Here is a 9209-nt window from a genome sequence, read left to right on the forward strand (position 1 = left end):
CAACACTCAGGCTGGCATACCGAGGATCTCGTCGGTCGGTACGGCATCACGCGCGAGGACCAGGATCGCTGGGCCGCGCGTTCACAGCAACGGTTCAGTGGGGCTCAGGCTGCCGGCAAGTTCACGGAAGAGATCGTCGCCATCGAACTCTCCGGCCGCAAGGGACCGGTGAGCTTCTCCAAGGACGAAGCCCATCGGCCTGACACCACGGTCGAATCACTGGCCAAGCTCAAGCCGGCGTTTCGAAAGGACGGAACGATCACTGCCGGGAACGCGCCAGGGATCAATAGCGGCGCTGCGGCGATGATCGTCGCGGAGCGAAGTTTTGCCGAGAAGCACGGGCTACGGCCATGGGCGCGCCTGGTCTCGCACGGCGTCGCGGCGGTTGAGCCGGGCATGTTCGGTATCGGGCCAGTGCCGGCGGTCCAACTGGCCCTGGAACGCGCCAACTGGAAGCGCACGGACATCCAGCGCATCGAGATCAACGAGGCATTCGCCGCGATCACGCTGGCCTGCCTGCGTGAACTGGAGCTGCCGGAAGACATTGTCAATGTGGAGGGTGGCGCCATCGCCCACGGCCACGCCATCGGCGCAACGGGCGCCGTGCTGACCACGCGCTTGCTGCATTCGATGCGACGCGACGGCTTGAGGCGGGGCATCGTGACCTTGTGCATCGGCGGCGGTCAGGGCATCGCGCTGGCGCTCGAAACGCTCTGATGGAAAGGATGGCAATGGGCCTGTACTGCCTGGAAGACCTCGTGGCGGGGGCACGGCGCTGGTAGGCGGCGAAAAAACAGGCATGCAGTGATGCGTTTTCACACAGCCTCGGCCGACAGCCGACATCCCCTGACCCGCGCGCACCCGCCGGTGGTCAGGCCTGCAGGGTGAAGCAAAAGGTCGAGCCTTCGCCGGGCACCGAGGTGGCCCAGACGCGGCCACCGTGGCGCGAAACGATGCGCTTGACGATGCTCAGGCCAATGCCCGAACCGCTGAACTCGGTCTGGTTGTGCAGTCGGTTGAACGGAGCGAACAGCCGTTCGGCGAACTTCATGTCGAAGCCACAGCCTTCGTCCCTCACAAAGAAGACCGTGCCTTCTTCATTCACGAAGCTGTCCACCAGGATGCGGGTGGTGTCCTTCTTCGCGCTGTACTTCCAGGCGTTGCGCATCAGGTTGTCGATCACGCAGCGCAGCAGGGTGTCATCCGCGAGCGCCTTCATGCCTGGGGCCACCGTGATCACGGCCCGCCGGCCCGGCTCGGAGGCCATGAGCGCTTCGCTCGATTCGCTGGCGATCTGGCTGATGTCGACCTCGGTGAGGTTCATCGCCGAGCGCGACAGGCGCGACATCTCCAGCAAGGCATCGATCAGGTCGCTCATGCGCGACGCCGAAGACCCCATGGTCTGAAGCAGCTTGGTGCCCTGGTCGCCCAGCCCGATGGCGTAGTCTTCAATCATCACCGTGCTCAGCCCCGCGATGGCCCGGATGGGCGCGCGCAGGTCGTGGGCGGCCGAGTAGGTGAAGGTCTCAAGTTCGCGCAGGCTTTGCTGCAGTTCGCTGGTGCGTTCGCTCACTTGCTGCTCCAGGCGTTCGTTGAGCTCGCTCAGGTGGATCTCGGCCAGCTTGCGATCGGTGATGTTCTGCACGATGCCGCTCAAGCGGTGATCCGGCAACGGGCTGGCGTCGATCTTGAGCCAGCGGTCGTCCTGCCCTGCGTGCAACACCCGAAACTCCTGGCTGAACTTGTGCAGCGGCGTGTGGGAACCGTCCATGCAGACGGCGAAGGCCGGGCGATCGGCCTCGTTCACGTGGGACAGGAACTCGGCGAATGTGAGGGCGCGATCCTGCGGTTGGCCAAGAAGAAGGGCCGAGTGGTGCGACAGGCGCAGGTGGTCGGCGTCGCAGTCGAACTCCAATGTGCCCATCTGGGCTGCATCCAGCGCCTGCTGAAGCAACTGCTGGCTCTCGGCCAGGGCCTTCTCTGCCGAATGACGCTCCAGTGCCATCTGGATGGTGGCGTGCAGTTCGCGCTCCGAGAACGGCTTGATGAGGTAGCCATAGGGCCGTGTCTGGCGCGCGCGCTCCAGCGTGGAATCTTCCGAATAGGCGGTGAGGTAGATCACCGGCACCGGGTGCGTTTCGTTGATGCGCCCGGCCACATCGATGCCGTCCATGGAGCCCTCGATGTGGATGTCCATGAGGATCAGATCGGGGCGGGATTTCGACACCAGCGCCAGGGTCTCGTTGCCCGAGACGGCCACGGCGGGCACGTGGTAGCCCATGTGCGAGAGGCGCTGCTGCAGGTTGAAGGCGACGATGCCTTCGTCTTCGACGATCAGGATGTGTGCGGAGGGTTTCATGCTTTGTCGCCCATGCGGAATTTCAAGGTGAACCGGGTCGGGTTGCCGCGCTGGACATGGAGCTCTCCGTGCAGTTGACGGGTGAGCAGGTGCACCAGTTGCAGGCCGAGCGAATCGGACTTGCCCAGGTCCATGTCGGGCGGGATGCCTTGGCCGTCGTCGCTGATCGAAAGCTCCACTGCCTGGTCCTCGTTCTGGCGGATCTCCACCAGCACGGTGCCGCTTTGGTCGTTGGGAAAGCCGTGCTTGAGCGCATTGCTCACCAGCTCGTTGACGATCAGCCCGCAGGGAATGGCTTCGTTGATCGGCAACTTGACGTCGGTGGACCGGATGTCGATGTGCACCTGCCTCGAACGGGCGCCGTACGACTCGGTGAGCCGCGGCAGGAGTTCGCCCAGAAAACGCTGGAAATCCACCTGCGCGAAGTTCTGCGACTGGTAGAGCGTCTGGTGAATGAGCGACATGGAGCGGATGCGGTTCTGGCTGTCGCGCAGCACCTCCACCAGGTCGCTGTCGACCATCTTGAGGGCCTGCAGGTCCAGCAGGCTGTGGATGACCTGCAGGTTGTTCTTCACCCGGTGGTGCACTTCCTTGAGCAGCAGGTCCTTTTGCTGCAGCGCGTCCTGGATGCGCTTCTCGCTGAGCTTGCGCTCGCTCAGGTCCAGGATCACCGAAAGGATCATCGGCCCCTCGCCGGTCTCCACGGGGTTGATGCCGATCTCCACCGGAAATTCGCTGCCATCCTTGCGCAATCCGCTGAGGTCGCGACCGGCGCCCATGGGCCGGGCGCTGGGCTCGGCCAGGAAACCGCCCCGGTAGCCTGGGTGTTTGTGGCGATAGCGCTCGGGAACCAGCACCTCGACCTTCTGCCCGATCAGCTCCTCGCTGGCGTAGCCGAAGGTGGTTTCCGCCAGTTCGTTGAGCCGGATGATGCGACCTTCCCTGTTGACCACGATCATGGCCACGGGAATGCGGTTGAATGCCTGTCCCAGATACTCGTCCAGCGCAATGCGTTGGGCTGTCATCGGTGCCTCCCTCCTCCGGTCCAGGGAACCTTGCGTGCGGAAGGTTCGACCTCGCCGTATTGGATACGCGGCAGTGTACGCGAGCGCGTTGGAAATGGTGTCGCCTGCGGTGCGGCGATGCGGGGTTGAAGCGGCCTTCAGGCGGCCTGTTTGCGGTTGTCGAGCCGGAAGATCTTCACCGCCTCGTTCATCACCCGGGCCTGCGCCTGCAGTGAACTGGCCGCTGCCGAGAGTTCCTCGACCATGGCCGAGTTCTGCTGGGTGACCGAGTCGAGCTGGCCCACCGCCTGGTTGATCTGCGCCAGGCCCATCGACTGTTCGTGCGTGGCACCGGTGATCTCGGCGATCAGGCCATTGACCTGCTCCACCGAGCCGACGACGTTGGCCATGGTCTGTCCGGCGCTGTGCACCAGCTGGCTGCCGTGCACGACCTTGGCCGCCGATTCGTCGATCAGCACCTTGATCTCCTTGGCGGCGGTCAGCGTGCGCTGCGCCAGGCTGCGCACCTCGCCGGCGACCACCGCAAAGCCGCGACCCTGTTCACCCGCGCGTGCCGCTTCCACCGCCGCATTGAGGGCAAGGATGTTGGTCTGGAAGGCGATGCCGTCGATCACGCCGATGATCTCGCCGATGCGGCGCGACGACTTGCTGATGTCGTCCATGGTGGCGACCACCTCGGCCATGGCGGTGTTGCCCTCCCGGGCCACCGTGGCCGAGCGCTGCGAGAGCGCCGAGGCTTCGCGAGACGAGTTGGCGCTCTGCTGCACCGTGCTGGTGAGCTGTTCCATCGAGGCGGCCGTTTCTTCCAGGCTGCTCGCTTGCGATTCGGTGCGCGAAGACAGGTCGGAGTTGCCGGCGGCGATCTCGTTGGACGCCACCTGAACACCTTCGACCTCGTGGCGCACGTCGGACACCACGGCCTGAAGGTTCACATTGAGCTGGTTGAGCGCACGCGCGAGTTGACCGAACTCGCCGCTGCTCGCACCGTTGAAACGTGCCGAAAGATCGCCCGCGGCCATCTGGTTGGCGAAGCCGACCGACTGCATGAGCGGCCGAAGGATCTGGGCACGCAGGCTGATGGCGGCGAGCGCTGCGATCACCAGCAGGCCCGCAGCGGCGGCCAACTGCGCGAGCGTGCCGTGGGCGGCGCTGTATTGGCCGACGACCACACCGATGCCGGCCAGCCCCACCGATGTGAAACCGATGCGCTTGCCCAGCGTGAGCTGTGCCATGCGTTGCAACCGGCCGACCAGGCCGGTGCCCACCACACGGCCGTGGCGCAAAGCCAGACTCGGGCTGCCCGCCGCGTGCTCACTGCGCATGCGGGCGTACAGCGCCTCGGCTCCCTGTATCTGCTCGCGCGTGGGCCGGGTTCGCACCGACATGTAGCCCACCGCCTGTCCATTCACCATCACGGGCGTGGCATTGGCCACCACCCAGTAGTGGTCGCCGTTCTTGCGCCGGTTCTTCACCAGGGCCGACCACGGCGAGCCACTGGCCATGGTGGCCCACATGTCTCTGAACGCCTCGGTGGGCATGTCGGGGTGGCGCACGATGTTGTGTGGCTGTCCGATGAGCTCTTCCCGGTCATAGCCGCTCACCGCCACAAAGGCGGGGTTGCAGTAGGTGATGCGGCTTTGCAGGTCGGTGGTCGACACGAGGGTCACGCCCTCGGGAATGACGAACTCCTGGTGAGTGACGGGGAGGTTGGTGCGCATGGGATCTCTCGAATGGATGGGCCTGTCGGCCCGGAGCACCCAGGGCAAGGGTGATCGAAGCCGTACCTGTACCTACAGTATCGGCAGCCCGGCCGATAGGTGAAGTCCCGAATACGGCGGCAATGACCCCTCAGTACCGATTCATGCGCCGGGCGCCCCGGCGGCGTCGTGCGTGGTTTTGCACAGCAGTGCCATCACGGCGCCGCAATGCGTTCTCTCCACGGGTGTGGGGGCCAGGTGGGTGGCCATCCGCGTGCCTGCGTCCTTGGTCAGCACGCCCGTGCGATCGTGCTCCAGGCCCAGCGTGTGTTCCGCTCCTCGGCGGTCGAGCCCAGGGCTCTCAATGCGTGTAACCGGGTGGCAGGAAGTTCAGGCGGTTGGAGTCTTTGGCATAGGCGATGACCGCCTGCTTGTCTTCAGGCAACAAATCGACGTGGTGCTGCTGCAGCGTGTTGAGCAATTCCAGGCAGCTGACCTGGTTGTTGGTGCGCATGCCGTTCAGGACGGCTTCTCGCAGGGCCGCACTGCGCAGCTTCACCGCGCCCTGGTAGGTGGACTTGCAGATCAGGGTCATCACGGCGCCGCCCAGCGCGCGCTCGGCCGGCGTGGGCGCAAGGTATTGCGCCACCCTTTTCCCCAGATCCGTGGGGACCCTGAGCGAGAGCAGGAAAGCCTCTGTCGCACCCTGCACGAACTCTTGCGAGAACCAGTAGCGCTGGCGCTGGTTTCTGCGCACCGGTGCGGGCATCTGGTTGCCGAACGGCCCCAGGGGCGCCAGCGAGATCAGCCCGTGATTGCCGTCCAGACCGAGCGTCAATGGCGTCAGATCCTCCTCCATGTACATCCGGATGCCTGGCACACAGAGCGCTTCCAGGCTGACGTTGCTCATCAGGCACTGGCCCAGGTGGTTGATGAAGTGCTGGTTGAAGGCGGCGTTGTGCGCATCCCGCACATCCAGGGTCAGCCTCGTCAGGTGAATCTGGTTGTTCATGAGCTGGTCCAGCAGCAGGGCCGGGTCGTTCTGGGACTGGTACCCCACATCGTCAGGAGACGGGGGAGCCCTATGGCTTGCCAGGGAGAGGTCGGTGACGCCGGGGTTGCGCACGAGGAACTGGATGATGGTGGCGAAATCGAGCAGGCTTTCCCGCACAGACAGACTCACGCTCTTGAGAGGAGGCCAGGTGGCCAGGGCGGCCAGCATCTGGTTCATCGGCTTTGCGGCGCCGGGCATGACGATGGTTTCCTGCCAACGCAGGGCCTGAATGGTCGCCGCCTGACGGGGAAACTCGACATGCTCGTTGGCGAACATGCAATCCGAGAAGGTCAGTGAGGTGAGTGTGCAGCTCGGGTTGGCCAGCGCGGTCTGCAGCAGGGTGCAGCAGGCCGCCGACAGCACGGCCCGTTGCACGGTGAGTCTGTTGAGGCAGGGCACCTCGTCGATGTGCTGCAGCAGGTATTCGAGGAGTCCGTCGTGCAGGGCGGCCACCTGGTGCGCCGCATCGATCACGCACAGTGTCAGCGCACGCTCCTGGGTGATCCGGACAAGTTCGATCAGCAGCGCGGGCTCATTGGCCTGGACGAGCTTGTACGACAGCGTGTCGAACACCGGCGGAGCGGTGTTGTCGAGGAAGGCCACCACTTCAAGATCGTTCAGCAGGGGCAGGTGGTGCAGGATGAGTGAGCGGCGGTTGGGGGTGGAGAGGATGGAGGCGTCGGAGCGTTTCATGGGGGTTCCTGGTCAGTGGCATTGCTTGGAGCCCCTTGGAGTGGCTGGGTCAGCGGCGTGGTTCCGCGGCTGGGCGATCGCGCCCGAGGTGGTCACCGCAGTGCGCGGCCGATTTGCGGTGGCGGGCGCAGGCGCCTGGAGGGATGGCCGGTGAGGGCGCGGTATCGGGCGGGTTCTGAAATATTCCGGAAAGACGCCTCAAGTCCGCCTGCAGACCGCCGATAGAGAGCCAAGAACACCGGGCATGTTTGCGCTCGGTGGCCACGCGAAGGGTCCGCCATGATCAACATTTCCACCACCAGCCCCGTGTCCTGGTCGACGCCGCCGTCCACCGCCGTGGCGCCGGTCGCGGCCACACCGGCGATCAAGCCTGTGCAGTCCGGGGGACGTGAGGCGCAGGCCGATGTGGAGTCCCGACGCGAAGCCCGCCGACCGATGGCCAGGGGGGATGACGAGCCCGGCTCGGGCACGCCCCTGCTGCCCCGGCCCGCCGCGACCGATCCCCCCAGCCAGACCGCGGCCCAGGCCCAGCAGCAAGCCATCGCGCAGCGCGCGGAGCAGGCGCAAAAAAAGGCCGAAGCCGACAAGGCGAGCCACAGCAGGGCCATGGACCGGTTGCAGGAAGTGCTCTCCAACATGTGGGCGGCCAGTGCCGCGGTGGTCGAACAGGCGCTGGGTGTCGAACCGAAGGGTGAGGCCCTGCCCGGCAACCAGAGCGACACCGCCCCCGACCTCTCGGCCGTGGCCGCCTCCACCCTGTCACGCCGCCCGTTGCCCCGGTCGCCGGGCGCTGCGCCCGAGACAGAGCCTGCACCCGAGGGCATGTCCTGGCCGGTGATGCCGGCCACCACCGAAGAGGCCGTGGCGCTGGACACGCCGCCCGAGGTGCCCGGTGGTGAGGTGATTGCCTACGACGAACACGGCAACAACAGCCTGGCGCCGCTGGAAGCCGGCACCATCATCAGCGAACGGGTCTGACGGACAAGGAGGCGGTCGAGCCTCAAACGGTCAGGCCTGGCGAATGCCGCCGCAGGGCCTGCTGCGTGCGGGTCATGTCGACGAGCAGCTGGTTGCCCAGCCCACGGCGCAACACGGGGTTGTCCTCCTCGGCCAGGCGTTCGATCTGGGCCGACGTGCGCACCAGAGCCCGAAAGCCGAGCAAGGTCGCCGACCCCTTGAGCTTGCGCGCGTGGTAGGCAATCTGCGCCGGATCACCGGCAGCCAGGGCCGCGACCAGCACATGCACGCCGCCTTCGGGTGGGTCAAACAAGGTGCCCAACAATTCGTCCATGGTGGCGGGCGGCATCATCAAGACGACCTCGCTGTACGACGCCGCGTCGATCAGGCCAGCCGGGCTGGCGGTCGATTCGTCTGGCGGGTGCACCGCGTTGGCGGGCTGACGTTCTTGCAGCGGGGTGTGGACCGCGCTTTTGTCCCGTTCGACAGCTTCAGCTGGATCCCTGGTCGCTGCGAGTTCATCGAGGGCGCATTGGAGCGCGTCAATCTGCGCCGCCTGGCGACGCAGGAGGAGCGCCACCCACACCACGAACACCGACACCGCGATCGGCAGCGCGACAGCGGGCGCGGCCGTCTGGCTGGCCGCGGTGAACGCCGCGAGGCTGACCAGCAGGGCAGCCCACAAGGCGAACGCCCAGGGTGTCAGGCGTTCCCTGTTGTGCATGGGAGGGGATTTTTCGCCCAAGCCGAGACGACCGTCAGATGCGATGGCGCACCCCGGCGGGCGCGCTGGCCAGGCGGGCGAGCACGGCCGCTGCGATCTGCGACAGCGGCAGCACCTCGTGTGCTGCCCCGTACTGAATGGCCATGCGGGGCATGCCGAAGACGACGCAGCTGGCTTCGTCCTGCACGTAGTTGTAGCTGCCCGCGTCCTTCATCTCGCGCATGGCCTGCGCGCCGTCGGCACCCATGCCGGTGAGCATGATGCCCAGCGCGTTGGGACCGAGCACGCGCGCGGCCGACTTGAACAGCACCTCCACCGAAGGGCGGTGTCGGTTGACGGGTTCGGTGTCTTCCACCACGGCCACGTAGTTGGAGCCGCTGCGGTCGATGCGCAGGTGGTGGCCGCCGGGGGCGATGTAGGCATGGCCGGGCAGGATGCGCTGACCGTGCTGGGCCTCCTGCACGCGGATGCGGCACAGCGTGTTGAGCCGGTTGGCAAAACTGGTGGTGAAGCCCGGCGGCATGTGCTGGGTGATCACGATCGCCGGCGCGTCTGCCGGCATGGGCATGAGCACTTCGCGGATGGCTTCGGTGCCACCGGTGGAGGCGCCAATGCAGATGATTTTCTCGGTCGACACGCGCGGGAGTGCGGCGCGCGGCGGCTCGGCAGCGCCGCTGCCGGCGGGGGCCGCGCCCGCGCC

General features: G+C 66.1%; 8 protein-coding genes. 2 read left to right on the plus strand and 6 right to left on the minus strand.

Annotation, left to right across the window (positions count from 1 at the left end):
- Positions 1–717: thiolase family protein (locus V6M63_RS18825; RefSeq protein ID WP_332744324.1), on the plus strand; the 717-nt coding region annotated here is incomplete at its 5' end.
- 154 nt (positions 718–871) lie between these two features.
- Here the strand turns inward: V6M63_RS18825 and V6M63_RS18830 are convergent.
- The 4 genes from V6M63_RS18830 to V6M63_RS18845 all read right to left on the minus strand — a co-directional run bounded on the left by V6M63_RS18830 (position 872) and on the right by V6M63_RS18845 (position 6828).
- Positions 872–2359: an ATP-binding protein gene (locus V6M63_RS18830; RefSeq protein WP_332744326.1), complete on the minus strand. Its 1488-nt coding sequence runs from the start codon at positions 2357–2359 to the stop codon at positions 872–874.
- Complete coding sequence (locus V6M63_RS18835) at positions 2356–3384, minus strand: sensor histidine kinase (RefSeq protein ID WP_332744328.1); 1029 nt, start codon at positions 3382–3384, stop codon at positions 2356–2358. Before V6M63_RS18835 ends, V6M63_RS18830 begins: the two co-directional genes overlap by 4 nt.
- 137 nt (positions 3385–3521) lie before the next feature.
- Entirely contained in the window at positions 3522–5102 is a 1581-nt protein-coding gene (locus V6M63_RS18840; protein ID WP_332744330.1) for a methyl-accepting chemotaxis protein, read from the minus strand.
- A gap of 340 nt (positions 5103–5442) precedes the next feature.
- A complete protein-coding gene (locus V6M63_RS18845; protein ID WP_332744332.1) occupies positions 5443–6828 on the minus strand; it encodes a hypothetical protein in 1386 nt (461 codons plus the stop codon).
- Positions 6829–7107: 279 nt separating this feature from the next.
- Between V6M63_RS18845 and V6M63_RS18850 the strand changes: the two genes are divergently transcribed.
- On the plus strand, positions 7108–7806 hold the full coding sequence (locus V6M63_RS18850; RefSeq protein WP_332744334.1) for a hypothetical protein: 699 nt from the start codon (positions 7108–7110) through the stop codon (positions 7804–7806).
- Between the two features lie 22 nt (positions 7807–7828).
- Here the strand turns inward: V6M63_RS18850 and V6M63_RS18855 are convergent, their stop codons facing one another.
- Together V6M63_RS18855 and V6M63_RS18860 are read right to left on the minus strand one after the other, a co-directional pair.
- Positions 7829–8509 carry an Hpt domain-containing protein gene (locus V6M63_RS18855; protein ID WP_332744336.1) on the minus strand — a complete coding sequence of 227 codons (681 nt, stop codon included), beginning with the start codon at positions 8507–8509 and terminating at the stop codon, positions 7829–7831.
- 34 nt (positions 8510–8543) lie between these two features.
- A partial coding sequence (locus tag V6M63_RS18860; RefSeq protein WP_332744338.1) for a chemotaxis protein CheB occupies positions 8544–9209 on the minus strand: 666 nt, incomplete at its 5' end.

Source organism: Hydrogenophaga sp., assembly GCF_036675665.1.
Taxonomy (GTDB): domain Bacteria; phylum Pseudomonadota; class Gammaproteobacteria; order Burkholderiales; family Burkholderiaceae_C; genus Hydrogenophaga.